General features: G+C 70.3%; 26 protein-coding genes. 8 read left to right on the top strand and 18 right to left on the bottom strand.

Annotated features, from left to right (window positions below):
• Window positions 1-12 precede the first annotated feature (12 nt).
• Complete coding sequence (locus NLX83_RS35770; protein WP_254239697.1) at window positions 13-399, bottom strand: RidA family protein; 387 nt, start codon at window positions 397-399, stop codon at window positions 13-15.
• A gap of 457 nt (window positions 400-856) precedes the next feature.
• Here NLX83_RS35770 and NLX83_RS35765 point away from each other — a divergent pair, with 457 nt between their 5' ends.
• Window positions 857-1,114, top strand: coding sequence for a hypothetical protein (locus NLX83_RS35765; RefSeq protein ID WP_254239696.1), 258 nt, complete (start codon window positions 857-859; stop codon window positions 1,112-1,114).
• Here the strand turns inward: NLX83_RS35765 and NLX83_RS35760 are convergent.
• Complete coding sequence (locus tag NLX83_RS35760) at window positions 1,051-1,935, bottom strand: RNA polymerase sigma-70 factor (RefSeq protein ID WP_254239695.1); 885 nt, start codon at window positions 1,933-1,935, stop codon at window positions 1,051-1,053. The genes NLX83_RS35765 and NLX83_RS35760 overlap by 64 nt on opposite strands.
• A 164-nt stretch (window positions 1,936-2,099) precedes the next feature.
• Between NLX83_RS35760 and NLX83_RS35755 the strand changes: the two genes are divergently transcribed.
• Window positions 2,100-2,585 carry a carboxymuconolactone decarboxylase family protein gene (locus NLX83_RS35755; RefSeq protein WP_254239694.1) on the top strand — a complete coding sequence of 162 codons (486 nt, stop codon included), beginning with the start codon at window positions 2,100-2,102 and terminating at the stop codon, window positions 2,583-2,585.
• A 5-nt stretch (window positions 2,586-2,590) separates the two neighbouring features.
• Here the strand turns inward: NLX83_RS35755 and NLX83_RS35750 are convergent, their stop codons facing one another.
• Window positions 2,591-2,857: a SemiSWEET family sugar transporter gene (locus NLX83_RS35750; RefSeq protein ID WP_254239693.1), complete on the bottom strand. Its 267-nt coding sequence runs from the start codon at window positions 2,855-2,857 to the stop codon at window positions 2,591-2,593.
• Window positions 2,858-3,153: 296 nt separating this feature from the next.
• A complete protein-coding gene (locus NLX83_RS35745) occupies window positions 3,154-3,642 on the bottom strand; it encodes a cupin domain-containing protein (RefSeq protein ID WP_254239692.1) in 489 nt (162 codons plus the stop codon).
• 71 nt (window positions 3,643-3,713) lie between these two features.
• Here NLX83_RS35745 and NLX83_RS35740 point away from each other — a divergent pair, with 71 nt between their 5' ends.
• Complete coding sequence (locus NLX83_RS35740) at window positions 3,714-4,577, top strand: LysR family transcriptional regulator (RefSeq protein ID WP_254239691.1); 864 nt, start codon at window positions 3,714-3,716, stop codon at window positions 4,575-4,577.
• A 60-nt stretch (window positions 4,578-4,637) separates the two neighbouring features.
• Window positions 4,638-7,469: an AfsR/SARP family transcriptional regulator gene (locus NLX83_RS35735; RefSeq protein WP_254239690.1), complete on the top strand. Its 2,832-nt coding sequence runs from the start codon at window positions 4,638-4,640 to the stop codon at window positions 7,467-7,469.
• 21 nt (window positions 7,470-7,490) lie between these two features.
• On the opposite strand, the gene NLX83_RS35730 is transcribed toward NLX83_RS35735, so the two are convergent.
• The 6 genes from NLX83_RS35730 to NLX83_RS35705 form a co-directional block, all read right to left on the bottom strand.
• Entirely contained in the window at window positions 7,491-8,030 is a 540-nt protein-coding gene (locus NLX83_RS35730) for a hypothetical protein (protein ID WP_254239689.1), read from the bottom strand.
• Between the two features lie 84 nt (window positions 8,031-8,114).
• Complete coding sequence (locus tag NLX83_RS35725; protein ID WP_254239688.1) at window positions 8,115-8,459, bottom strand: hypothetical protein; 345 nt, start codon at window positions 8,457-8,459, stop codon at window positions 8,115-8,117.
• The gene (locus NLX83_RS35720) at window positions 8,371-9,633 is read right to left on the bottom strand and encodes an MFS transporter (RefSeq protein ID WP_254239687.1); all 1,263 of its coding nucleotides are present in this window, start codon (window positions 9,631-9,633) and stop codon (window positions 8,371-8,373) included. The genes NLX83_RS35725 and NLX83_RS35720 overlap by 89 nt, the downstream gene beginning before the upstream one ends.
• Before the next feature lie 43 nt (window positions 9,634-9,676).
• Window positions 9,677-10,810: a macrolide family glycosyltransferase gene (locus NLX83_RS35715; protein WP_254239686.1), complete on the bottom strand. Its 1,134-nt coding sequence runs from the start codon at window positions 10,808-10,810 to the stop codon at window positions 9,677-9,679.
• Window positions 10,811-10,821: 11 nt separating this feature from the next.
• A complete protein-coding gene (ligA, locus tag NLX83_RS35710; protein ID WP_254239685.1) occupies window positions 10,822-12,807 on the bottom strand; it encodes an NAD-dependent DNA ligase LigA in 1,986 nt (661 codons plus the stop codon).
• Between the two features lie 452 nt (window positions 12,808-13,259).
• On the bottom strand, window positions 13,260-14,594 hold the full coding sequence (locus tag NLX83_RS35705; protein WP_254239684.1) for a tetratricopeptide repeat protein: 1,335 nt from the start codon (window positions 14,592-14,594) through the stop codon (window positions 13,260-13,262).
• A 162-nt stretch (window positions 14,595-14,756) separates the two neighbouring features.
• On the opposite strand from NLX83_RS35705, the gene NLX83_RS35700 reads away from it, so the two are divergent.
• The 3 genes from NLX83_RS35700 to NLX83_RS35690 all read left to right on the top strand — a co-directional run bounded on the left by NLX83_RS35700 (window position 14,757) and on the right by NLX83_RS35690 (window position 17,381).
• On the top strand, window positions 14,757-14,921 hold the full coding sequence (locus NLX83_RS35700) for a hypothetical protein (protein WP_254239683.1): 165 nt from the start codon (window positions 14,757-14,759) through the stop codon (window positions 14,919-14,921).
• A gap of 323 nt (window positions 14,922-15,244) precedes the next feature.
• Complete coding sequence (locus NLX83_RS35695; RefSeq protein WP_254239682.1) at window positions 15,245-16,201, top strand: phosphatase PAP2 family protein; 957 nt, start codon at window positions 15,245-15,247, stop codon at window positions 16,199-16,201.
• A gap of 1 nt (window position 16,202) precedes the next feature.
• Window positions 16,203-17,381: a glycosyltransferase gene (locus NLX83_RS35690; RefSeq protein WP_254239681.1), complete on the top strand. Its 1,179-nt coding sequence runs from the start codon at window positions 16,203-16,205 to the stop codon at window positions 17,379-17,381.
• 13 nt (window positions 17,382-17,394) lie between these two features.
• On the opposite strand, the gene NLX83_RS35685 is transcribed toward NLX83_RS35690, so the two are convergent.
• Together NLX83_RS35685 and NLX83_RS35680 are read right to left on the bottom strand one after the other, a co-directional pair.
• Window positions 17,395-18,120 (bottom strand): helix-turn-helix domain-containing protein, encoded by a 726-nt coding sequence (locus tag NLX83_RS35685; RefSeq protein ID WP_254239680.1) that lies wholly within the window; start codon window positions 18,118-18,120, stop codon window positions 17,395-17,397.
• A gap of 68 nt (window positions 18,121-18,188) precedes the next feature.
• The gene (locus tag NLX83_RS35680; protein ID WP_254239679.1) at window positions 18,189-19,049 is read right to left on the bottom strand and encodes a LysR family transcriptional regulator; all 861 of its coding nucleotides are present in this window, start codon (window positions 19,047-19,049) and stop codon (window positions 18,189-18,191) included.
• A gap of 29 nt (window positions 19,050-19,078) precedes the next feature.
• On the opposite strand from NLX83_RS35680, the gene NLX83_RS35675 reads away from it, so the two are divergent.
• A complete protein-coding gene (locus tag NLX83_RS35675; RefSeq protein ID WP_254239678.1) occupies window positions 19,079-19,990 on the top strand; it encodes a dihydrodipicolinate synthase family protein in 912 nt (303 codons plus the stop codon).
• A 45-nt stretch (window positions 19,991-20,035) separates the two neighbouring features.
• Here the strand turns inward: NLX83_RS35675 and NLX83_RS35670 are convergent, their stop codons facing one another.
• The 6 genes from NLX83_RS35670 to NLX83_RS35645 form a co-directional block, all read right to left on the bottom strand.
• Complete coding sequence (locus NLX83_RS35670; protein ID WP_254239677.1) at window positions 20,036-20,731, bottom strand: hypothetical protein; 696 nt, start codon at window positions 20,729-20,731, stop codon at window positions 20,036-20,038.
• Window positions 20,732-20,791: 60 nt separating this feature from the next.
• Window positions 20,792-20,950, bottom strand: coding sequence for a hypothetical protein (locus tag NLX83_RS35665; RefSeq protein WP_254239676.1), 159 nt, complete (start codon window positions 20,948-20,950; stop codon window positions 20,792-20,794).
• Between the two features lie 421 nt (window positions 20,951-21,371).
• Window positions 21,372-21,605: an ATP synthase F0 subunit C gene (locus tag NLX83_RS35660; RefSeq protein WP_254239675.1), complete on the bottom strand. Its 234-nt coding sequence runs from the start codon at window positions 21,603-21,605 to the stop codon at window positions 21,372-21,374.
• Between the two features lie 120 nt (window positions 21,606-21,725).
• On the bottom strand, window positions 21,726-22,976 hold the full coding sequence (locus tag NLX83_RS35655) for a glycosyltransferase (protein WP_254239674.1): 1,251 nt from the start codon (window positions 22,974-22,976) through the stop codon (window positions 21,726-21,728).
• A 33-nt stretch (window positions 22,977-23,009) separates the two neighbouring features.
• Window positions 23,010-23,312 (bottom strand): DUF4326 domain-containing protein, encoded by a 303-nt coding sequence (locus NLX83_RS35650; protein ID WP_254239673.1) that lies wholly within the window; start codon window positions 23,310-23,312, stop codon window positions 23,010-23,012.
• 47 nt (window positions 23,313-23,359) lie between these two features.
• Window positions 23,360-23,659, bottom strand: coding sequence for a putative quinol monooxygenase (locus NLX83_RS35645; RefSeq protein ID WP_254239672.1), 300 nt, complete (start codon window positions 23,657-23,659; stop codon window positions 23,360-23,362).
• Window positions 23,660-23,668 lie beyond the last annotated feature (9 nt).

Raw genomic sequence — 23,668 nt, 5'->3', positions numbered from 1 at the left:
AAACCCCCGAGGTCAGATGGCGGCCAGCGCGTCGATCTCCACGCGGAACGCCGGATTGACCAGTCCGCTGACCTGCACCAGTGAGCTGGCGGGCGGGTTCTCGTGCGAGATGTGCTCGTCGCGCACGCGCCGGAAGACGTCCAGATCGGCGAGGTCGGTCAGGTACACGGTGAGCTTGACCAGGTGGTCCATGGTCGCCCCGGCCGCGGCGAGCGCGATCGCGAGGTTGGCGAACACCTGCCGCATCTGGGCTTCCGGGTCGTCGCGCCCGATGAACCTGCCCGCGCCGTTCACCGGGACCTGGCCGGAGACCACGATCATCGTGCCTGTGGTGGCCACGACGTGGCTGTAGCCGTTGACCGGGGGCAGACCCTCCGGCCGGAGGTGGTGCTGGCTCACAGGCTCTCCTTCTCATGTTCCGACTAGTCCGCGTCCTGCCAGTGGCCCCCAACGCCCGCAACGCCCCCTTACCCTTCCCCAGAACATCACCTGGGCAGCCCAAATCCCCGTTTCGTACTCAAAACGGGTTTTTGGAGCGCTCTTTTTCCCGTTATGAGTACGAAACGGGGTTCTCTAGACGGCGCGCGCGGGGGGATGGGGTGGACGGGCGCGTGTGGGGCATGGGACAGAGTTTACTTGGTGGGCGGAGTGCTGGGGGACTTGCGGGACACGGCCAGGCAAGCACAGCGTCTCCCGAGCTGTCCAGTGTGGACATTCAGGATGCTTTGCGGTGAGGTGCAAAGGCGTGGATCGGCGTTCCCGGTGCTTCGTAGGCTTCGTCCCGGCGGCCGGAAACGGTTGCCCGAACACCGGATGGGGGAAGAAACACGGTGATCAAACACGTGTCCCGGCCGCCGTGAGCGCTGTCGCCGCTGTCGGCGCGCTCACCTTCGCGGCCGCCGATACCGGGCGCTGGCACACCTTCTCGCTCAAGACGCCCGGGGGCGGGGCGACGTTCGAGGGGAAGTACAAGTTCAACCCGCGCGGCACCGGGCACGGTGGCTTCGTGGTCAGCGGCAGGATCTGCGACGAGGTGGTTCCGCCGGTAGGTCACCGGCGCAGTGAGGTCTCGCGGTCCATGTGGGACAGCTTCTCCGGGTTGCGCACGGCGTAGAGCCCGGTGATCAGCCCGTCTTCGACGTGCGCCGCCATGACGCTGTCCAGCTGGCCGTCGAGCCGGACCAGGAGCGCCGGGAATCCGTTGACCTGGACCCGTTCCAGCGAGATCGCCTCGGCGACCCGGCCCAGCCCGGCGGCCAGCAGGCGCGCCACCTTGTCGGCTCCGACGATCGGGCGGGGAACGGCCTGCTTGATGCCGCCGCCATCACCGAGCAGCACGACGTCGGGAGCGAGGATGTCGAGCAGCCCTTGCAGATCACCGGTTTCGACCGCTCGCTGGAACGCGTCCAGCGCGCCTCGGGCCTCGTCCGCGGAGGTGACCGCGCGAGGGCGGCGCGCGGCGACGTGGGCCCGCGCGCGATGGGCGATCTGGCGGACCGCGGCGGGGCTCTTGTCGACGGCCTCGGCGATCTCGTCGTAGCCGAAGTCGAACACCTCGCGGAGCACGAACACGGCCCGCTCGGTCGGCGCGAGCGTTTCCAGCACCAGCAACATGGCCATCGAGACGCTGTCGGCCAGCTCGACGTCCTCGGCCACGTCGGGCGTGGTCAGCAGCGGCTCGGGCAGCCAGGGCCCGACATAGGACTCCTTGCGGCGGCCGAGCGCCCGCAGTCGGGTGAGCGCCTGGCGGGTGGTGATCCGGACGAGGTACGCGCGCCGGTCCCGCACCGTGCCGAGGTCGACGTTCACCCAGCGCAGCCAGGTCTCCTGGAGGACGTCCTCCGCGTCCGCGGCCGAACCGAGCATCTCGTAGGCGACCGTGAACAGCAGGTTCCGGTGGGTGACGAACGCTTCGGTGGCCGGATCGCGCGCCATGCCTGTCTCCTCGCTCTGGGCTGTGTCTCCCACCAGACGCCAGGACCTCCCGCGGTGTGACAGCCGGACGGCGTGGCGCGCGTCACTCCGCCGCGCTGTCACAGGGCGCGGGGCACCGGCATCTGGTGTTCGTCCAGTGCAACACCACGAGTGAGGACGAGACCATGGACGCTCGCATCAACCTGTTCGACAACGCGGTCGCCGCCAAGTTCACCAAGCGGTTCGCCGGGATGAGCATGCTGCTGGAGGAGTCACCGCTGCCGAAGGCCACCCAGGAGCTGGTGTCGTTGCGCGCCAGCCAGATCAACGGCTGCGGCTTCTGCGCCGACATGCACACCAAGGAGGCCACGGCGGCGGGCGAGACCTCGGTCCGGCTCCACCTGGTCGCGGCCTGGCGCGAGGCCACCGTGTTCACCGAGGCCGAGCGCGCCGCGCTGGCGCTCGCCGAGGAGGGCACGCGGCTCGCCGACACCCACCACGGAGTGTCCGACGAGACCTGGGCCAGGGCGCGCGAGCACTACGACGACGACCAGATCGCCGCGCTGGTCCTGCTGGTCGCGCTGATCAACGCGGCCAACCGGATCAACGTGATCGTGCGCAACCCGGCGGGTTCCTACGAGGCGGGCATGTTCGCGAGGATGAAGGGCTGATCCGTTCAGGAGCGCTCCGGGACTGTCCGCTCGAACACCACCTTCATGACCGACAACGCGGCGAGCGCGGTGATGATCGCGGCGTTGGCGGCGATGAGCGGGACGTCCGCGCGCACCAGCCCGTAGGTCAGCCACAGGGAGATGCCGAGCCCGAAGGTGAAGATGTACGCCCAGGAGATGTCGGCGGTCGACCGGGTCCGCCAGGACCGTGCCAGTTGCGGGAGCCAGCAGCCCGTGGTGAGCACGGCCGCGAGCAAACCGATGATGTCCATCTGCGCTCCGAATTGTTCTTAGCTTAGCTAATGAACATCCTCGGTCGCGGCCGAAAAGGGAAGCGTTCGTTCGGCCGAGGACAGCCCTCGGTCGAACGCCGCGCCACGTCAAGACCTACGAACTCCGAGCCCGCCGATGCCTGGCAGCGCGTAGTCGGGGCGTCTTCAAGTACTACCAACCCCCCTCCACGCAGTCTCAAACTGCCCCCAACCCCGGCTGGCTCCGAGGAGGGTTGGGGGCGGTTAAAGACCTCTGGGAGGGGGGTGGGGGGTACTTGAAGACGGGCGAACGACGGTCACACCGCGGCGTCGGCGCGGGCCTTCCTCCACAGTGGACTGTCGACGTAGTGGTTGTCGTAGTGCTGCGAGGACTCGGCGATCTCCTTGGGATCGGCCGCTCCGCGCGCGACGCGGTCGAGCAGCCGGTAGTAGTCGAAGCGGTCCATTCCGGGGGTGAACACCACCAGCACGTCGGCGTCGGAGTCCTTCGCCGGGCCGAAGGCGTGCGGGACGTTCGGCGGCACGGCGAGGAAATCGCCCTTGTCCAGCGTGTGCAGCTCATCGCGGACGAGGACCTGGAGCGAGCCGTCGATGACGAAGAAGAACTCGGTGGCCCGGGTGTGGAAGTGCGCGGGCGTGCCGAAAACGCCGCGGCGGAGGGTGGCGCGGTTGGTGGTGAACCGCTTCTCGGAGCTGTCGGAGTCGGCGAGCAGGGTGATGAGGCTGCCGGGGGCGTCGGAGAGGACCTCGGCGTCGGCGGCGCGGACGAGCGTGTGATCTGTCATGTGGACCACCTTCGCCCGCCCGACCAGGGCGAACAACGCCGAAGTCCGCACCGATCGATAAGCTGTGGGTTATGGAACGCAGGGACGTGGAGGTCTTCCTGGCGCTGGCCGAGGAACTGCACTTCGGCAGGACCGCCCAGCGGCTGCGGGTGTCGCAGGCCAGGGTGAGCCAGTCGATCAAGGCGGTGGAGCGCCGCATCGGCGCCCCGCTGTTCGACCGCACGAGCCGCCGCGTCGCACTCACCCCGATCGGCAGGCAGCTGGAGGCCGACATCCGCCCGGCCTTCGAGCAGCTGCTCGCGGGCATCGAGCGCGCGATCACGGCGGGCCGCGGCATCGAGGGCGCGCTGCGCCTGAGCTTCGAGGCACCCGCGCTGGCGGAGCTGATTTCCGTTCCCCTCAACGCTTTCCGTGCCAGGTACCCGGCCTGCGAGCTCGAGATCCGGGAGGCGCCGTTCCACGATCCGCTGGCCCCGCTCCGCGCGGGCGAGGCGGACGTGGCCGTGATGCTGCTGCCGGTGACCGAGGACGGCCTCACCACGGGACCCGTGGTGCACACCGAGCCGATGGTGCTCGCCGTGGCCTCGGGACATCCGTTCGCGCGGCGGGATTTCGTCACGCTGGAGGACCTAGGCCGGGACACCGTGCTGCGCGCGGCCCATCCGCCACCCGCGTACTGGAGCGAAACGACGCCGAAGGGCACACCGATGACCCGCGGGCGCGCCTACGGCACGTTCCAGGAGTTGCTGCTCGTCATCGGCGCGGGCGAAGGGATCTGTCCGCTCGCCGCACATGCCGAGCGGTACTTCGCGCGGCCGGGCATCGCCTTCGTCCCGTTCCGCGACGCCCCGGACGCGCACTGGGGACTGGTGTGGCCGACAGCGGGGGAGACCGGCCGCGTCCGGGCCTTCGCGACCGAGTTCGAGTCCACTTAGGACGTTCAGAACTTTTGTGAATCATTCACGGCAACGCGGCCTGAGCTGTAGCCTCGCCACGTGCCGCGTGAGGTCAACAGCGCCATGGGGGCGCGCTTCCACCTCCTGGGGCCGCTGCGGGTCACGGTGGACGGCGCACCGGTCGCCCTCGGCGGCACCAAGCAGCGAGTGCTGCTCGCGCACCTGGCGCTCAACGCGAACAAGCTCGTGCCGTTCGACCAGCTCGTCCAGGTCATCTGGCCGAGCGGGGAGCCGCCGTCCGCGCACGCCAACCTCCAGACCTACGTGTGGCGGCTGCGCGGGCGATTACCCGGGTTCCCGCCGGAGCAGGGGCTGATCACCCACCACACCGGCTACTCGCTGGTCCTCGCCCCCGACGCGGTGGACGCGCGGGTGTTCGAGGAGCTGCGGGCCGCCGCCACCCGCGCCCGCCAGGAGGGTTCCCCGCAGCGGGCGCTGGAGCTGGTGCAGCGGGCGGAGGCGCTGTGGAGCGGTGATCCGCTGGAGGACCTGCCCGCCGCCGAGCAGTGGGCGGCCGAGATCGGCAGGCTGCTGGAGAGCAGGCTCACCGCGATCGAGGAACGGCTCTCCCTCCAGGTCAGGCTCGGCGCGCACGATCAGGCCATCGCCGAGCTCCTCGTGCTGCTGGACCGCCATCCCTACCGGGAACGCCTGTGGCAGCAGTACATGCTCGCGCTCAACGGTTCCGGGCGGCGGGCCGACGCCCTCGGCGCCTACGCCTCGGTGCGGGAGCGCCTGGTCGCCGACCTCGGCGTGGAACCAGGGCCGGAACTGCGCGCGGCGCACGCCACCGTGCTCAGCGACGAGGAACCGGGGCCGCCGGTCGAGCCGGAGGCCGAGGCACTGCAACTGAGCCCGCTGCGCCAGTTGCCCCCGGACGTCGCCGACTTCACCGGCAGGCGGGCGTATCTGCGCGAACTCGAAGAAATCCTAGCCGCTGAGCCAAAAGCACCAGTCGTCGCCGTGGTGGCCGGATCACCGGGCGCGGGGAAGTCCGCGCTCGCCCTGCACGCGGCGCACCGCCTGCGCGAGCGGTTCCCCGACGGCCAGCTCTACGTCGACCTCGGCGCGACCGGGTCCACGCCGCGGGACCCCGCCGACGTGCTCACCGACTTCCTGCTCGCCCTCGGCGTCATCGGCGCGGCGCTGCCGACCGGTCTCGCCGCGCGCTCGGCGCTGCTGCGGTCCCGCCTGGCCGGTCGCCGGGTGCTGCTCCTGCTCGACGACGCCGCGACCGCGGAGCAGGTCCAGCCGCTGCTGCCGGGCGACGGGGCCTGCGCGGTGCTGATCACCACCAGGGGCAGGCTGGTGGAGCTCGCCGGAGCCCGGCACCTCGAACTCGACGTGTTCGGCGCGCACGAGGCGATCTCCCTGCTCGCGGGCATCGTCGGCGCCGAGCGGGTGCGCGCGGAACCGGAGGAGGCCGCGACGATCGTGCGGTTCTGCGGCTACCTCCCGCTGGCGATCCGGATCGCCGGAGCGCGGCTGGCCGGGCGCCAGGCGTGGAACCTGCGCACGTTGCGCGAACGGCTCAGCGACGAGTCCAACCGGCTCAGCGAACTGCGCGTCGGGGACCTCGGTGTGCGCTCCAGCTTCGAGCTCAGCGTGCGGCAACTGCCGCGGCTGGCCGTGCTCGCCTTCGGCAGGCTGGCCGCGCTCGGCGGACAGGACTTCGCGAGCTGGGCGGTGGAGGCCGTCCTGGACCAGCGGCGCGCGCACGAGGCGCTGGACTGCCTGGTCGACGCGAACCTGGTGGAACTGGTCGGTGCGGACGCGATCGGCCAGCCCCGCTACCGCCTGCACGACCTGCTGCGTTACTACGCCTCCGAAGTCGCGCGGGGCGAACCCGAGCACGAGCGGCGGCAAGCCCTGGCGCGGGCGCTGGAAGCGTTGCTGTCCTTGACACAGCTCGCCGCCGCCGGGCTGCCCACGGCTTTCGGTGCGATCACCACTCCGCCCGCGAACTGGAATCCGGAACCCGGGCAGGCACGGGCGCTCGTCGCCGATCCGCTGCGCTGGTTCGAGGGCGAACGCACGGCGTTGAACGCCGGGGTCGAACTGGCCGTGCGAGCCGGACTGAGCGACCTGGCGTGGCGCCTGACGGCAGCCGCCGTGCCGTTCTTCGATCTGCGTTGCCATTACGAGGACTGGCGTCGCGGTCATGAACGCGCGCTCACCGCTGCGCGGGCCAGTGGTGACCTGAGCGGGCAGGCCGCGTTGTTGCGCGGGCTCGGCCAAGTCCACCTGTACCACGACGAATACGCCGAAGCTGAGCGCGACATGGCCGAAAGTGCCGCGTTGTACGGAAAACTCGGTGATCGTCTCGGTTCGGCGTTCGCCGTGGCCGGGTTGGGAACCGTGGCCAGGGTGCGCGGACGGGCCACCGAAGCGCTCGGTTTCTACCGCCGCGCGTTGACCGGATTCGTCGGGACGGGCGAGTTCCGCGCCCAGGGGCAGATGCTCAACTCGATCGGCACCGTGCACGCGCTGCTCGGTGAGACCGCGGCGGCCAGGCAGTGGCTCGGCGAGGCGCTCACCCTGGCGAGGGAGATCGGCGACGAGCACCGGGAAGCGAAGGTGCTGACCGAGCTCGGAACGCTGCACAGGATCATCGACAACCTGACAGAGTCGTTGTCCTGCCTGAGAAAAGCACTGTCCATTTTGGAATCGATCAATGACGAACGGTGCACCGCCTACGCGCTGCTCGGCATCGGCCAGACCCTGCTCGCCATGGGCGAGACGGTCCAGGCGCGCGGCGTCGGCGACCGCGCGCTCCAGGTGTTCCGCCAGACCGGGAACCTTCAGGGCGAGGCCGAGGGGCTCGTGCTGCTGGAGCAGTCGGAGCGCGCGCAGCGCCGGCTTCCTCCCTGACCGGCGCCGCGCGCGTGGCGCTCACTTGCTGTTGCCGTACTTCCAGCCGAGGTAGTTGCGGAAGTAGTTCACCGAGGTCGCGTGGCCGATGCGGTTGTTGACGTTGGTCGCCCAGAAGCCGCCCTTGCCGTCGGCGATCCCGACGTGGCCGTACTTGCTGATGTTCCAGAACACGAAGGCGCCCGCGGGCGGCCTGCCCTTGTTGTACCGCTTGCCGTCGGTGTTGGACTTCCAGTGCGCGATCGCGCTGGGGTGACGGGTGCTGCGAGCCCAGGCCAGGCGCACCGCGCGCTCGCAGTAGCCCTCGTAGGCGGTGCTGCCCTTGCGGCTGGAGAACCACCGGATGGCACCTGCGGCGGTCTGCGTGGTGCCGACATCACCGGTGTCGGCGGGCTGTGCCGCCGTGTCCTCGAACGCGGGATTGGCGATGTCGGCGGCGGTGACGATGCTGGCGAGGTCGGTGGCGGGCGCGCCCGGCTCCGCGAACGCCGGACCGACCGCTCCGCCGAGGGCCAGTGCGGCCGCGAGCCCGACCGTCTGGCAGATTCTCTTGGTGCGCATGGATTTCCTCCTGTGGAGAGATCACTGCGTGATGTCTCCACCAACGGTGCGCACGCTCGCTACACCGCCACTACACCCGCGCACTCACTCCTGGCGCAGCCATCGCAGCGCGGCGTCCGCGCTGTCCTCCGGGCCGCTGTTGAAGGCGATGGCCGCGTCCGGTGCGTGCTGCCGGACCAGGTTGACCACCTTCTCGAAGAGCTCGAGCAGCGGCTCGTGCTTGCGGATGCCGCCGCCGACCACCACGCACGCGTAGTCCGCGCTGGTCAGCGACTCCACGATCGTCGCCTCGGGGTTCTCGTCGAGCGCCACCAGGCACATGTCGGCCTCGATGCCGTGATCATCGAAGCGGGCCTGGCCGCGCGCCAGCGCCGCCTGCACCGGCTCCGGGTCCCAGCCCTCGATCTTGGCGGGGTCGAGTCCGATCACGAGTACTCGTGCCACGGTCACGCGTCCTTTCCAGCACCGATGTCGCCGTCACGGCGAGCAGAAGCAAGATCGCGGCGTAGGCGCACACGGTGGCGCCCGGGCCGACCGAGTCCAACAGTAGTCCGGCGAGCAGGGGAGAGACGGGCGTCAGGAACATGATCACCTGCATCGCCGCGGCGTGTGCCCGACCTTGGAGCTCGTCGGGAGCGGTCGCGGTGATGTGGCCGAAGATCACGGCGTTCACCGCGGGTGCCATGAGGAAAGCGAGCGCGCCGATGCCGCCGATGAGATAGGGGGAGTCGGTGACCAGCAGCAGCGGTGTAACCGTCGCCGCCACCCAGCCGAAGACGACGAGGGTCCGGGCCGGAGCGAGCCTCCGCTGCAACCACGGGGCGAGCACCGCGCCGAGAACCCCACCGGCCGCGGTGATCGAGAACGTCGCACCCGTCTGCACCGTGGTCGCTCCGCCTTGCTGCACAAGCACAAGCACCACGATGCCGATGGAGCTGAACACGGCGCAGGCCGCTCCACACCACGGAACGGCGAAGCGGAGGAACCGGTCCCGCCACAACCAGTGCAGACCGCCTCCGCGTGCGCGGCGCCGCCGTGGTGCGGGCAGGGGCGTGCGCAGCGACAGCACGCACACCAACGACAACGCGTAGGAGATCGCATCGGCAGCGAACGGCAGCCCGCGTCCCGCGCTGATCAGGACCGCGCCCAGCGACGGCCCGAGCAGCCCCGCCAGGTGGCTGCGCGCTTGGTTGCGGGCCACGGCGAGCCGCACCTCGTCGGCGGGCACGATCCGGTGCAGTGCAGCAGCTTCGGCGGGGCCGAACAGCACGCCGAACGCGGATTCGACCGCCGCGCACGCCAGGATGTGCGGCAAGGTCAGCGCGTCGGCCATGTCGACGATCAGCAGGCTGGTCAACGCGAGAGCCCGCACCGCGTCGCTGAGCACCATGACCCTGCGCCGGTCGCACCGGTCCACCCAGGCCCCGGCGGGCAGCCGCAGCGCGAACGCGGTGGCCGCAGACACCGCAGCCACCGATCCGGCCGCGACCGCGGAACCGGTGAGCCCCAACACGATCACCGGGTACGCGAACGCCGACACGCTCGTGCCCAGCTGCGACAGCGCCTGTCCCACCCACAGCGCGGTGAAATCGCGATTGGTCATCCCTCAAGTCAACGGGACACCGCGACACGGGGCTGCCGAATCGTTATCCGTGCGGTGGGTCTTTCTCCGGATCAGCGGGACACCGCGCACGGTCGCTGATCAGGTCCGCGCCGCGCTCGGCACCACCGGCCGAGCGGATCGCGGCGCGCATCCGGTCGAGGTTGCCCCGGATGGTGCCGCTGTTCGCCACCCGTTCGACCACCGCGCGCAGATCTTCGTTGTCCCGCAAGCGTTCTCCCAGGCCGAGCTCCTCGACGCGATCGGCGTTGGCCACCTGTTCCGGGGTCTGCGGCACCATGACCAACGGAACGCCGTGGTGCAGCGCCTCCATCGTGGAGTTCATCCCGGCGTGCGTGACGAACACCCGGGCCCGTTGCAGGACAACGGGTTGCGGGAACCAGCCCTGCACGTCGAAGGTGGCGGGGACCGGCCCCACGTCGCGCGCGGTCATGGCGACCTGCCACGCCCCGTCGCCGAACGCGTCGACGCACGCCCGGTAGAACGCCGGGTCGGCCATGATCGAGCCGAGCGAGACGTAGAGCAGTGGCAGGTCGTCGTGCTGCGGCGCCCAGGGTTCGGCGTCGCGGCGCCCGATCAACGGGCCGATGAAGTGGAACGTCTCGTCGAAGGTGTCCCCGGCCGGCTGGAACTCGCGGGGCACGAAGACCAGGTTCCGCCGCTCCGGCAGGTCGAGGACGCCCGACACGTCCAGCGCGACCCCGTGCTCGGCCGCGAACCGCGCGCAGTCGGGCTCGATGACGCGGGTCTCCTCGGGCTCCATCAACCTGAAGGAGTCGTTGGACGCCAGGTGCGGCACGCAGCGCACGGCCGGGATGCCCAGCTTCTCGGCGACCACCCGCGCGGGCCAGTTGGTCGCGTCGTAGCAGATCACCTTGGGCCGGTCGGCCCGGCAGCGGTCGAGCAGGACCGGGTAGGTCGCGCGCATCGCCGCGAAGTAGTGCCGGAACCAGGACTCCATGACGTTCTGGCCGGTCGGGCGGAACGGCGGCAGCGCGGGCAGTTCCACCCAGCTCGCGCCCGCCGCGGTGACCGCGTCGGCGTGCTCGGCCCCGGTCGCGTAGTCGACCTGGTGGCCGCGCTCGGCCAACTCCGCCACCAGGGCCAGCGTCGGGGTGATGTGGCCGTGCCCGGCCAGCGTGACGAAGAGCAGGTCCACCGGTTCTCCGCTCAGACGATGTTGGCCGCGATCAGCTGCTGCCAGATCTCGCCCTGGTCGACGACCTCGACGCCGAGCTTCTCGGCCTTGGCGAGCTTGCTCTCGCCGACCCCGGCGCCGGTGATCAGCAGGTCGGTGTTCGCCGAGACCGACGACGCGGCCGCGGCGCCCGCCTTCTCGCACAGGCGCTGGAAGGTAGGCCGGGGGACCTTCTCACCGGAGCGCGGGTCGCTGATCGCCCCGGTGATCACCACCGTGTTGCCCGCCAGCGGCGCACCGGCCGCGACGACCGCGGGCAGGTCCTCCTCGCGCACGTCCAGTGAGACGCCGGCCTCGCGCAGCCGCTCCAGTTCCGGCCGCAGCCGCGCGAGGTGCTCGACCAGTGAGGCCGCGACCTTCGGGCCGATGTCGTCGACGGCCACCAGCGCGTCGACTCCGGCGTCGGCGACCTCCTCCAGGGAACCGAAGCCCGCGCGGCACAGCCGGGCCGCCGTGCCGTCGGAGGCCATCGGGATGGCCAGCCCGATCAGCGCCCTGCGCAGGCCGACCCGGCGGCTGGTGTCGATCGACTCGATCATGCGCGTCGCCGAGGTCTCGCCGATGCGGTCGAACTCCAGCAACCGCTCCTTGGTCAGCGCGTAGAAGTCCGACGGGCGCTCCAGGAGCCCCGCCTCGGCGAGCCGGTCGATCCAGACCTGGCCGATGGCGTCGATGTCCGCCGCGGCGCGCGACGCCCAGTGGATCAACCGCCGCACCGTCTGCGCGGGGCAGGACATGTTGGTGCAGAACAGTTCCCGGCTGTTTCCCTGTTCGGTCAGCGGCTGCTCGCAGGACGGGCACGCGGTGGGCGGCACGATCTCCCGCTCCTCGCCCGTGCGCTTCTCGGGGTCGAGCACCCCGGCGACGAACGGGATCACATCGCCCGCGCGGCGCACCAGCACGGTGTCGCCGATCTTGATGCCGCGGGCGCGGATCACCTCCTGGTTGGCCAGCGTCGCCCTGGTGACCGTGGTGCCGCCGACGAACACCGGCTCCAGCTTGGCGACCGGGGCGATCTTGCCGGTTTTGCCCACGTCCCAGACCACGTCGGCCAGCAGCGTGGTCTTCTCCTCGGCGGCGAACTTGTACGCCAGCGCGCCGCGCGGCGAGTTCGACCGGGTCCCCGCGGCGGCGTACGCGTCCCGATCGGCCAACCGCAGCACGGCGCCGTCGAGGTCGTAGTCGAGGTCGTTGCGCTGCTGCTCGATCTCCGCGATCACGTGCTGCGCGGCTTCGGCGTCGGCGCACCGGCGCATGGCCGCGGCGGTGAACCCGAGCGTGCCCAACGCGCGTTCGAGGTCGGCGTCGGTGCTGTCCGGATCGGTGTGCAGGTCGAATGCGAAGAACTGGAGGTTCCGTCCGGCCACTGTCGCCGGGTCCTTGGCCCGCAAGGTGCCCGCCGCGGCGTTGCGCGGGTTGATCAGCGGCTTGTCCGCGTGCTCCGCGTTGTAGGCGGTGAAGGTGGAGCGCAGCATGACCGCCTCGCCGCGCACCTCGACCCGGCCCGGCGCGTCGACGCGCTCCGGCACCCCGGCCGTCAGCGCGCGCACCAGCGTGGTCACGTCCTCGCCGGTCGTACCGTCCCCGCGGGTCACCGCCCTGGACAGCCTGCCGTCGTCGTAGACCAGCGCCAGCGACAGGCCGTCGAGCTTGGGCATGACCGCGACCGGCTGACCGGGGAACCGCGCGAAGAAACCCGCGACCTGCTCGGGCGTGGTCGCCTTCTCCAGCGACAGCATCGGCCGCGAGTGCCGGACCGGCTCGTGCAGCACCGCGGGCGCGCCGACCTGGTCCAGCGGGTTCGGAACGGGTGCCAGGTCCGGGTTCGCCGCGATCAGGCCGCGCAGCTCGTCCTCGATCGCGTCGTACTCCGCGTCGGAGACCAACGGCTCCGCCCGGTAGTAGGCATCGCGCAGCGCCACGAGCTGGTCAGCGAGTTCCTGGATGCGTTCCTTCACAGCTCAGGACGCTACCCGCCGCCACCGACACCCTCGCCCCTTGCCGGCTTTCCAGGTCTTCAAGTCCCCCAACCCTCAGCGTTTATGCCCTGAACGAGTCATTGAGGTACTCCAGTGCCCTGAACGAGTCGTTGGGGGCGTTGGGTTCCCTGAACGGGTCGTTCGGGGCGTTGAGGTCCCTGAACGACCCGTTCAGGGCAAACCCCCTCGTTTCGGCCTCATAACGTGGGTTTTGAGTGCCACGGACGCCCGATATGTGTACCCACCACGAGAGGCACGGGTTCGTGGAGGCCAGCACAACGCGGGCTCGCGAAGCACCTCAATGACTCATTCAGCACGTTGGAAGTACCTGAATGAGTCATTGGGGTACTTGGGCGCCCTCAATGACTCATTCAGGGCGTTCAACGCACCAAACGCGTCATTGGCGAGCGCACCGATGTGTCCACAGTGGACTAGTCGGTGGTGAGCTGGCTGAGCTTGAGCTGGTTGTAGGGGCTGTCGGGGCGCAGGCTGACGCGTTCGCCGACGAGCAGCCTGGCCTGGTCCGTGCGCCCGGCCCGGACGGCGGCCTCCACGAGCGTCCGCTGCACGACATCGCGCTGCGCGTGGCTGCCGCCGAACTCGTGCACGCGGCGGCGCAGCGGCCACAGCAGGTCGACGGCTTCGGCGTAGCGCCCCCGCCCGAACGCCAGGAGGGCCTCGCACACGGGCAGGCCGACGTGCGCGGTCATCGCGGCATTGGTGACGTGGCCCGGCGCATCGCCGACGTAGCGACGACGGTCAGCGATCAACTGCTCCGCGGCCTTGTCCTCGCCGGCGCCGACGTAACACATGACGGCATGCATGTCGTTGAAGGCGCTGAACGGGATCGTCATCCGCGACGGCCAGGTCTGCGCGAGCGCCTGCCACCGGGGCACGTCGTGCGTGCCGTCCAGGTAGAGCCGCCACAGCAGGCTCGCGGCGTTGACGACATCGCGAAGGGTCTCGGATCCGTTCGGCGCCAGCACCGTGTCGTAGATCGTGAGAGCCTGCTCGTGCTGACCGGCTTCCAACAGGAACAAGCAGTAGTGCCACCAGATGTGGCCGCGCAGCAGGTTCCCGGTGTCCCAGGCGTCCCGGCGCCGGTCGAACAGCGCGATGCCGTCGGAGAACCGCGCCCGCATCTCGTGGGTGTGGCCGACGGCGTGGATGCTCCACACATCGGTGGAGTCCAGCGCCATCGCGTGCAGCCCGACCTGTTCGGCCTTCTCCCAATGGCCGCACTCCTCCAATCCGAACGCGTACATCCCGAGCAGGTTGGCGTAATGCGGGTCGGATTCGCTCCACGCGGGCAGGGCCGCGCCGACGCGGTCACGCAGCGACACCGCGTTACCGGTGAGGAAATCGATCTGGTGGCCGAAAGCCAGCGCGATCGCGTCACGCGGCTGAGCGGTGGACAGGTCGGCGAGCAGTCGCCCCGCTTCCGCCAGGTCGCCCTCCAACAGCCGAGTGGCCGCCCGCACGTGCACCTGCTCGCCAGGGGTGAGCGCGGTCGCGTCGACCACGCTCTGGAACTTCGCGAACTGGTCGGCGACGACGGGCACGTACGCGGGATCGGTGCTCAGCACGGCTAAGTACACGCGCAGGGCGTTGCCCAGCGGCAACGTCGGGTCCTCGGCCACTACGCGCTCGGCGAGGTCGCCGACGTCGGAGCGGAAGTGCAGCAGGGAGTCGACCGCGCGATCCAGTTCGTCGACGGCGGCAGCGGTAGCCGCGGTCAGCGGCACGCCGTGTTGATCAAGTCGCATACCTGAACCATACGAGGGTCCGCGTGCGCCCGGCGCGCTGGGGAATGGTGGTGAGAAGAATTCTTCGAGTTTTTGTACTGGCCTAAAGGTCTTGCCCGCCGCGGGTGGTGGCGGTGAGGTTCCACGGAATTGATCCAGTGCCCGCCTGAAAGGTGTACGTGAATGTGTGTCGAGCTTTACGACCCGCACTCGGCCGCGGGCGACGTGGAGGCCGAGTTGTCGGTGCTGGGCGCCGCTGAGAGCGATTCCTCGCCCGCCGCGTGGCTCTCGCCCGCCACCGATCTCCGCTCGGACTTCCCCCGGCGCGGCGACCTGGCCGCCTGCTGACCGATTGGGGAGACACGCCGCCGGTCGCCCGCGGCCCGGAAAAACCAGGGTCCCCTAGGGGCGGGCGATTCCGGCCCCCGGGAGTGCGCGTCGTCTTCCACGCTGCCGGGACCCGTGTCCCTGAGCATCAGGGGAATCCCCTGATCTTGCCGCCGATTCGAATCCTTTCGGCTCAGGGGAATGTGCGCTGAATCGAAACTCTTGAGGTTGAAGTGTTCGAGTGCCGCCGGGTAGCTTCCGCTTGTCTGAATAACGACATCCGGCGTTTCGAGGGCTTATCGCCGAACGGCGCGGTGTCGCGGGATGAAGTCGGGGAAGTGGACGTGAACTCTCTTCGTGAAGTCGTGCTGGCGCGGGGTGGTGCCGACGGGACACCGCGTCCGGTCGACCGCCTCGTGCTCGGTTACCTGGCGGTGGTCGCCTGCATCGCCGTGCTCGGCTGGGAGCGGGTGACGAAGCCGTTCGAGCTGGTCATCGCGCTCGCGGCCGGTGTGGCGATCTGGGCGGCCTCGGCCCTGCTGGTGCGGCGCTTCCCGGGCAGCGCGCTCGCGCAGTACCTGTGGCTGCTCTACCCGCTCTCGCTCACGATCTTTTTGTACAAGGCGATCGAGCGTTATGTGCTCGTCTTTCACGGACGCTTCCTTGACGCCGAGGTCAACGCGGTCGAGGCAGCCGTTTTCGGCGGACATCCCAATCTGTTCTTCGACAGCATCGCGAATCCGGTGCTCACCGAAGTGATGATGTTCGGTTACTCGCTGCTCTACCCGCTGATGGTGCTCCCCGCCGTTGTGTTGCTGTTCCGCGGCGAGCGTGATCAGGCCGAGCGATTCATTTTCCGCATCATGCTCGCCTCGACCGCGACCTACATCGGTTTCGTGTTGTTCCCGGTGCTCGGCCCGATGCACACGGTTCCGCAGTTCGCCACGGGCGGGTTGGACGGCTACCTGTTCACCGACATGATCCAGACGATGATGGTCGGCGATCCGCTGGGATCGGCCTTCCCGTCCGGGCACGTGGGCATGGCGTGGACCGTCCTGCTCGCCTTGCGGCACTTCGGTTATCGCCGGGCATTCCGCGTTCTGCTGCCCTTCGTCTGCCTGCTCACGGTGTCGATCGCCTACAACCGCTTCCACTACGTGAGCGACGCGTTCGGCGGCCTCGCCGTCGCGTTCGCGGTGTCGGCGCTGTGCGCGCGCTGGGAAGCGCGGGCCGATCAGCGGACGACGTTCCTCCCCGACGAGCCGGTCGCCGTCGGTGGCGCCGTGGCCGAAAGGCACTGAGATGACTGACATCCTGGAGAACCTGACGTTCTGGGCCACGCTGCTGTGCGCCGTGTTCGCGGCGAACTCGGTGTTCAACGCGTTCTGGGGCCGCCGCAGGCTGCGGAGCGCGCCGCCGGAGATCACCGAGATGGTGTCCGTGCTGATCCCGGCCCGCAACGAGGCGCTGCGGATCTCGCCGCTGATCCGTTCCCTGCTGGACCAGCGGAACGTGCCACGCATGGAGATCCTCGTCTTCGACGACGAGTCGACGGACGGCACGGCCGACGTGGTTCGCGCGGTGGCGGCGGGCGATCCGCGGGTCCGAGTGCTCTCCGGCGGAGAGCTGCCGCCCGGCTGGCAGGGCAAGACGCGCGGCTGCCACCTGCTCGCCGAGAACGCCGACCCCGAATCGCAGGTCTTCGTCTTCGTCGACGCGGACGTGGAGCTCGGCCCCACCGGGGTGGCCGCGCTGGTGACGGCGCTGCGCGAGCACGGGGGCGGCCTGTTGTCGGCGCACATCCGGCAGATCGCGGTGACCTACGCGGAGCGCCTGGTGCAGCCCGCGGTGGCCTGGCTGTGGACGGCTTTCCTGCCGCTCCGGCTGATCCAGAGCGACCGCAACCCCGGCATCGGTGCCTTGGAGGGCTGGCTGCACGTCTTCGACCGCGAGGCATACCGCCGATGCGGCGGGTACGCGGGCGTGAGCACCGCTGTGAGCGAGGACGCCGCACTGGGCATGGCTTTCGCGCGCTCCGGCGGGCGGCTCGTGCTCGCCGAGGCGTCGGAGGTCGCGCGGGGTCGCCTGTACACGTCCTGGCAGGAGATCAAGAAGGGCTACAGCAAACACCTGTGCGTCGGCGTGATGGAGTCGCGGCCGGTGATGGCGGTGATCGGGCTGCTCCTGGCCCTGCTGTACATCCTGCCGCCGCTGGCGGCGCTGTCCGGCTCAGCGGTCGGGTTGTGCGGCTACCTGCTCGGTGTGTTCAGCCGCGTCGTCACCGCGCGGACGTCGGGTGACCGGGTGTGGCCGGACGCGTTCCTGCACCCCCTGATGGTGCTGGCGTTCCTGTACCTGCTGTGCTGCTCGTTCTGGTTGGACTTCCGGGGGCAGCGGACCTGGAAGGGCCGGTTGGTCCAGGCGACCGAGGCGGGCAAGGACTCGCCCGCGCCCGTGCACAGGGAACCGGTCGCGGTCTGACCCCGATCCAGGCTCAGTCGGCGTCCGCGCGGAGCAGTTCCCCGAGCACGCGCGCGACGTCGACCTGGGCCGGGTTGTAGAGGTCGACGATCGCCGAGCCGATCGTGTAAGCGGCGAAGTGCGCGGACGTGGTGTTCTTGACCTCGTTCATCCCCGGGTACTTGGCGAGGAGTTCGCGGGTGTAGGGGAGCATGCGCCGGGCGAGGTCGTGGCGCGTCCGCTCGTCGGCGTCGGGTGGCAGCGCGTCGAACTCGGCGGTGGTCGGTTCGGAGCTGTAGGTCGCCAGCATCGTCTTGTAGGCGGTCATCGCCGAGGGCGTGAGCAGCGTGCCCATCACGGCGACGAACGAACGGTCCGCGTCGGACAGCTCCGCGTCGGTCGCGGCCAGGGCCAGCTCGGGCGGCAGGTCGGTCGGCGCGGACTGGCGCAGGATCAGGCTGAGCTCGACGCGGACGCGTTGCAGCCGCTCGATGGTCGCGGCCAGGTCGGCATCCAGCCGCCGCAGCGCCTCCTCCGGGTGCTCGTCCGCCTCGCCCATCTCGGCGATCTGCGTCAACGAGAACCCGAGTTCGGTGAGGCGCTTGATCCGCAGCAGGCGCACGAGGTGCGCGACGCCGTAGCGCTTGTAGCCGTTGGCGCGCCGCTCGGGCTCGGCCAGCAGGCCGACCTCGTGGTAGTGCCGCACCGTCCGCAGGGTCGTGCCTGCCAGCTCGGCGAGCTGACGGGTGCTCCAGGCCACGACTGTTCCTCCTCGCCGAACCGGTCCACGGGACCCAGTACAAACCGTGCCGTTACGGCATGGTCAAGCTAGCTTCGCAGCGCGGCCACGCAGGCGGCGATCGCGGGATGGGCGCGGGCACCTCGCCGGTGGACGATGCGGGTGCGCCTGCGCGCGGGCAGGGGGATGAGTCGGACGTCCGGCCGCGAGGGCGAGGCGAGCTCGGGAATGAGTGCGACGCCCTGGCCCGCGGCCACGAGGGCAAGCACAGCGGTGAAGTCGTCGACGTGGTGGCGGATTGCCGGCGTGAACCCGGCCGCCTCGCAGAGCCGCATCGCCACGGTGTGGCACAGGGTTCCGGGGGAGCCGATGATCCACGAGTCCCGCTCGGCGTCGGCGAGCGCGGTGGTCGCGGCGGTGCCGGGCACGGCGAGGAACACGTTCTCCTCCATGAGCGGCACGGCGTCCAGTCCGGCTTCGGCGCTGGCGGGGGCGATGTCGTAGTCGTGCGAGAGGGCCACGTCGAGGCGCCGGTCGCGGAGCGCGTCAGGCATCTCGACCGGGTCCAGTTCGGTGACCATGAGGTCGAGCGCCGGGTGCCGGGCGGCCAGCGCGACCAGGGCGCCGGGGAGCAGCGTGCGCACCGCGCTGGGGAAGGCGCCGATCCGGACGATGCCGCTCAGGCCGGTGGACGCGGCAGCCAGCGAGGCGTCGGCGGCCTCCAGCGCGGCGAGGATCGTCTCGGTGTGCTCGACGAGCGCGGCGCCTGCGGGGGTGAGGGTGACCCGGCGGCCCGTGTGCTCCAGCAGGGGCACGCCCGCCTCGCGGCCCAGTGCGGCGAGTTGCTGCGACACCGCGGACGGCGTGTAGCTGTGGGCCTGGGCGACCGCGGCGATGGTGCCCAGGTGGGCGAGATCGCGCAGCAGCCGGAGACGGCGAACGTCGAGCATCAGCTCAGCTTACGAGTTCGTTGAGGAACGTGAACTGGTTCTGCATCGTTGTGCCGGGCACGCTCGACGCCATGACGCTGACCGGGCTGTACGTCCCCTTGATCACGCCGTTCGACCGCGCCGGAGCGGTCGCCCTCGGCGCACTGGAATCCCTTGCGCACCAAGTGCTTCAGGCTGGAGCGAGCGGTCTCGTGGCGCTCGGCACCACGGCCGAGCCGAGCGCGCTGACGCCGGGGGAGCGGCGGACCGTGCTGACCACCGTCGCCCGGGTCTGCCGGGAGCGCGAGGCTCCGCTGATCGTCGGCGCCAACACGGAGGAGGCGCTGCGCGAGCTGGCCGACACGCCGGAGGTCGCGGCCGCGCTGACCCTGGTGCCCCCGTTCGTCCGCCCCGGCGAGGAGGGCGTGATCGCCCACTTCGCCGGCCTCGCCGCGACGAGCCCGGTGCCGCTGATCGTCTACGACGTCCCGGAGCGCACCGGTCAGCGCCTGTCGGCGAACGCCCTGCGCCGCTTGGCGGCCGTCCCCTGGGTGATCGGCACGAAGCACGCCCCGGGCGGGATCACCGCGGACACCGTCGAGTTCTTGGCTCAACCGCAAGGAATTTCTGTCCTGGGCGGCGATGACGTGTTCATCGCGCCGCTGCTCGCGATGGGCGCGCAGGGCGGCATCCTGGCAACCGCTCACGTGGCGACCGAGGCGTTCGTCGCCTTGATCAGCGCGTGGCGTGCAGGGGACCTCTCCACGGCGAGGACGCTGGGCGGGCCGCTCAGCGCGTTGTCGGCGGCGCTGCTCGCGGAGCCCAATCCCAGTGTCATCAAGGCGGTTCTGCACGCGCAGGGCCGCATCCCGACCCCGGAAGTCCGGCTCCCGTTGATCAACGCCAGCGAGGCAGGCACGATCCGTGCTCTTACTTGCCTCGATAACTTCAGTGCCGAGTGAAATTAATCTTGTCACACCCCACTGCCAAGAGCCGCAAGGACGGGGTCAGCTCGGGCCGCGGCCGAACGCCCGGCCGACCTGGAGGCGCAGGCGTCGCCCGGCCAATCGCATCGGCGCGATCACCGAGTCGCGAACCCACCGCACCGGTGCGACGATCATGTGGCCGAGCGGAGTGAGCACGACGCGGTAGACGTATCGCCCCATGGCCGCCAACAACCGCCACAACGGTTGTGCCACATGAAGATAAGCCCACATCAACGCCGCGCCGAACAGCCGTGCCAGCGCGAGCAGCGCCATCCCCAGCCACCGCGCGGCGGGGGCGAGCGCCGTCAGCCACAGCCAGCGGAGCGGGATGGCGACGAAGGTCCGCAAGCTCCACACCAACGGGACGAGCAGGACCATGCGCAGGAAACGTCCGACAGGGAGGACCAGACCGCGATAGAGGGCGGAGAAGAAGCGACCCAGTCCGCGCCCTGTCGGACGCAGCACGAACTGGTGCAGCCACACCACCACGCTCCAGACCGGCCGAAGCACGAACCGCAGCAGGAACCGGCCGGTCGGCGCGAGCAGCCAGCGCCACAGGAACCTGCCAACGGCCGCGACCGGGCGGGCGACCAGGAGCCGCCCGACAGCCTTGAGCCACTCCCAGGTCAGTGTCAGCGGCACCACGATCACGACCGAGATCGCTCGCGCTACCCACACCGCCCATCGCGGCGGCTGCGGGTTCTTCTCCGTGTGCATGACACTTGAACGCAGCGCGGGGCAGGTCGGTGCCATCCGGGACCGAGATTTCCCAGATGTTCAGTCCCGCTCGGGCATCACCAGCACGAACGCCTTGGCGCAGGCGGTCTCCGGCAGGCGGGGCCAGTCCAGGGCGCGCGACGCCGCCTCAACCTCGAAGCCCTCCACCCGGACCTCGGCGGCCACCAACGATCGTGAAGCCCCCCGAACCATCCCCACCGCAGCCCAAAATCCCGTTTCGTACTCAAAACGGGTTTTTGGAGCGCTCTTTTTCCCGTTATGAGTACGAAACGGGGTTCTCTAGACCGCGCGCGCCGGGGATGGGGTGGACGGGCGCGTGTGGGGCATGGGCCGAGTTTACTTGGTGTGCGGAGTGCTTGGAGCGCTTGGCGGACTCGGAGGACTTGGGAGTGCTTGGAGGGCACGGCCTCAGTCACCGGGTGGGGTTGGGCGGTCTTCAAGTCCCCCTAACCCCGCTCGCGGAGGTCTCAAACGGCAGCGAACCCTCGGGGCGGACCGGGGGTGCGGTGCTGTTTGAGACGTGCTGGGCGGGGGTTGGGGGTACTTGAAGACCGCGGAACCGTCCGGCGGCAGGCTGAGCCGGATGGCACGCGCGCTGCCGCCGGAACGGTGTGCGGGATCAGCGGATCATGCCGCCGAACAGGAAGCCCGCGACCAAGCCCAGGAGCCCCAGGGCCTCGGTGAACGCGATCCCGAGGATCATCGTGGTGCGCAGCTGGCCGGACAGTTCGGGCTGGCGGGCCATGGCCTCGACGGTCTTGCCGGACACGATGCCGACGCCGATGCCCGGGCCGATGGCGGCGAGGCCGTAGCCGATGCTGGCGACGTTGCCCATCACCTCAGCGAGGTTCATGCGGGCTCCTTCCGTTGGCCGCGTTCGCGGTCCTCACTCCTGTTGACGTCCGATCGGGACGATCAGGATTTCAGTCCTCATTGGACGGTGTGAGGCGATGGCGCGCAACATCTCCGGGACTCAGGCGTGCTGACCCGCCTCGATGGCCGCGAGGACGTGGGGTGAGCCGTCCTCCTGGCGCAACCGGGCGGCCATCGCCTCGGTCCTGGTGCGGTAGGACGGCTCGGCGAGCGCCGACCGGATCGCGGCGGTCAAGCGCTCCGCGGTGAGCTTCTTGAACTGCACCGGCTCGGGGGACAGCCCGGCTCGTGCGAGCCGCGCCGCCCAGAACGGTTGGTCACCCGCGACCGGGACCGGCACGGCGGGGACACCCGAGCGCAGCGCCGCCGCCGTGGTGCCCGCCCCGCAGTGGTGCACGATCGCGGCCATCCGCGGGAACAACCAGTCGTGCGGCGCCTCGCCGATGGTGAGGATGTCGTCGTCCTCGGCCGACAGGCCCGCCCAGCCGGACTGCACCACACCGCGCACGCCCGCCGCGCGCAGGGCGGTGCGCACCAGACCGCTCAGGCGTTCCCCGTCGCCGGTGGCCAGGCTGCCGAAGCCGACGAAGACGGGTGGCGGGCCCGCGTCCAGGAAGTCCGTCAGCCGCGCGGGCGGCTCCCAGCCCTGGGGCCGGACCGGCCAGAAGTTGCCGACGACCTTCAGCCCCGGGCGCCAGTCTGCGGGCCGGGGCAGCAGCGAGGGGCTGTAGCCGTGCAGGATCGGCCAGTCCGTCTGAGCCTGCTCGCGGAACATCTGCGCCACCGTCATCCGCGGCAGGCCGAGCGTGCCGCGCGCGTCGGCGATCACCTTGTTGAAGTAGGTGAAACCGGGGCCCAGCAAGAACTTCCCGGCCATCCGGTTGCCGAACCCGCCGAGGTCGGGGATGCCGATCGGCGGCGGGAACGCGGTCGTGGGGTGCAGCGGGACCAGGTAGGTGCCCATGCTGGGGATGCCCAGCGCCCGCGCGACGTGGTAGCCGCCGATCATCGCCATCTGCGAGAACATCATGACGTCGGCGCCCGCGCGGGCCGCGTCGATGATGCCCTGGTTCATCTCGATGGTGAGCTCGGTGGTCAGCTTCAGCAGCCGGATCGAGCCGCGCACGCCCCCGCCGCCGCGCTGCCAGCGCTGCGCGTCCTCGGCGTCACCGCGGGCAAGGGGATCGCCCGGCAGTGCGGCGAAACCGAGACCCGCCTTGGTGATCATTTCCTCGAAGGTGCGGTAGGCGACGATGGTGACGTCGTGTCCCGCTTCTCGCAGCGCGGTGCCGAGCCCGGTAAAGGGCGCGACGTCCCCCATGGACCCCGCCGCGACGATCAGAGTTCGCATGGCCGCAGTATCGCGGCAGCGCCCGGCCCGTGTTCAGCGATCGGCGATTTCGGCGATGATCTCGGCGTGGCACGGCAGCGGGGCGCACCAGCAGCCGAGCCTGCGGCCGCGCAGCTCCGGCAGCAGGGCGAGCAGGTCGGGGCGGGCGAGCAGCCGTTCGCGGTACTTGCGCATGACCTCCTCGCGGCTGCCGTCCGGGCCGGGCCGGAACGGGTTGGCCAGCGGAGATCCGGTCAGCCGCCAGCCGCCGCGGTGCATCGGCCTGCCGACGTAGACCACGTCGGCGTAGTCGGGATCGTCGAGGTGGCCCTTGAGGTTCACGACCGTGGTGGGCATTGGTCCTCCCGGGAGGCGGGGGCGGGCGGACCCGCCCCCGCGGGTGGTCAGGGCAGCTTCGTGGCGAGCACGTCGACCGGACGGATGTCCGGCGCACTGGCCAGCATGGTCTCCGCGGCGCCCATCAGCGCGGCGGCGATCCGGCCCTCCAGGTGGCCGCGCCGCCCGGCCTCGTCGTGGAAGGTGTCGAACACGCCGAAGGTGGTGGCGTTCTCGCGGAAGGCGAACCAGCTCACGGTGTGCTCCTCGGCCCTGGCCAGGTCGAGGGCCCCGCGCAGCAGGGCCTCGACCTCGGCGGCGTGTTCCGGCTTCGCCTCGATGCGGGCGAGCAGGCCGATCGGTGCCATCTGGGTTTT

It is taken from the genome of Allokutzneria sp. A3M-2-11 16 (assembly GCF_024213555.1).
Lineage (GTDB): Bacteria > Actinomycetota > Actinomycetes > Mycobacteriales > Pseudonocardiaceae > Allokutzneria.
The sequence above is the reverse complement of the archived record's forward strand: the minus strand, read 5'-3'. Positions and strand labels throughout refer to the sequence as shown.